Source organism: Streptosporangium minutum (assembly GCF_002149035.1).
GTDB lineage: Bacteria > Actinomycetota > Actinomycetes > Streptosporangiales > Streptosporangiaceae > Streptosporangium > Streptosporangium minutum.
In genome coordinates, this window is the sequence record NZ_NGFP01000496.1 from 1 (window position 1) to 1530 (window position 1530).

The 1530-nt window shown below is 68.4% G+C and carries 3 protein-coding genes; all 3 read left to right on the forward strand.

Features of this window, described 5'->3' with window-relative positions; translation table 11 throughout:
- The coding region (locus tag CA984_RS43970) for a C40 family peptidase (RefSeq protein ID WP_133061994.1) at positions 1–706 on the forward strand (706 nt) is incomplete at its 5' end.
- Positions 707–938: 232 nt separating this feature from the next.
- A complete protein-coding gene (locus CA984_RS43975; protein WP_086579153.1) occupies positions 939–1235 on the forward strand; it encodes a hypothetical protein in 297 nt (98 codons plus the stop codon).
- Positions 1232–1530, forward strand: a 299-nt coding sequence (locus CA984_RS43980; protein WP_207621063.1) for a WXG100 family type VII secretion target, incomplete at its 3' end; no start/stop codon positions are given. The genes CA984_RS43975 and CA984_RS43980, both read left to right, overlap by 4 nt.

A 1530-nucleotide genomic window follows, 5' to 3' on the forward strand; every position in this document is an offset into this window, starting at 1 on the left:
CGCGGCGGGGATCAAACCGACGGTCGACGCGGCCGTCTCCGACGCCCGCCTCCACCTCGACAACGCCGACAAGGCCGTCACCAAAGCCGCGGGCGACCTGAAGAAATACATGGACGAGCGGTCGATCCACTTCTCCGACATCCCCGCGGTCGGCGACGAGAGGTTCATGGCGCCCGACCGCATCCTCCACTGGCAGAAGACCCCGCTGGCCGGCCCGGGACAGACAACCCTCGCCGGCACGAACGGCGGCAACGGCGCGGGCCCCTCCGGGAGCGGCGGCTACGGCGGCAACGGTCCGGCGGGCGGCGATCCGGGCGGCCCCGCGCAGGCGCTGCCGTACGTGCCGGGGTCCGGGAGCGGATCCGCGATCGTGGCCTCCGCGCGGGAACACCTCGGGAAACCCTATGTCTGGGGTGCCAACGGGCCGTCGGCCTTCGACTGCAGCGGGCTCGTCTACTACGCCCTGAACAAGGCCGGAATCAAGATCGGCGACACCACCGCCGCCGGCTACCAGGCGAGCGGGCAGCCCATCACGCCCCCGCCGCAGCCCGGGGACATCGTGTTCTTCGGAGATCCCGCGACCCACGTCGGGATCTACGCCGGCGACGGCAAGATGATCCACGCGCCTCGGCCGGGAACGGTGGTCAGGGTGGAGGACGTGGCGGGGGCGGGGCCGTCCCCGATCACCTACCGGCGTTTCACGTGACGGCCACGGCCATGGGAAGCACTCCGTATGGAGCTCGCACACCCGGCCGGGACGACGGGGCTCACGGAGTCCGGACACGTCCGCGTCCGCCTGGAGAAAGGCGGCTCGGTCCTGGTGATCGGCCCGGGCTCCTTCGGTGAGGATGCGGGCAAGATCCATTCCCGGAGAGACTCCTATCCCCCTATGATCGTTATTCATCCGCTTTGTACCAATGCCGGAAGGGGTCGGCCAGGTGAAGGACATCGATGTCCACTTCGACGCGCTCGATGACTGCCGTACGGCCGCGAAAAAGCTCATGGGAAAGTTCGGCGCCTTGGCTGAGACATATCCCGCCCAGTCGACCGACTCCTCCATCTTCGGGAAGCTGACGAGCTCCAGCGCGCTGGCCGCGGCCGTCGACGGGATCGAGAAGACGGTCGACAGCGAGATGGGTAACGTCCAGAGCAAGCTCGACGGCGTCGAGCATGCGCTGGGCACCGTGTGGGAGACCCTCCGCAACGTCAAATACCCGAGCGTGAACAGCTCATGAGCGACGACCGCGGATCGCTGACCGACAGGGGCGGCGACAGGGAGCCGCTCACCCCCCTCGTCCCGGGCAGTTCGGAACTGCTCACCATCGCCATGAAGGTCAACGGCGCGAAAGAGTCGATCACCACGATCGCCAACCGGTGGCGGACCACGGCGGGCGACCTGAACGACCACGCCATCGAGCTCACCCGCGCGGTCAACACGGTGGACCACTCCTGGCAGGGCGACTCGGCCGACGCCTTCGACGACTACATGCGCAAGTACGGCAAGGCCGGCCACGCACTGCGTGGCGCTCT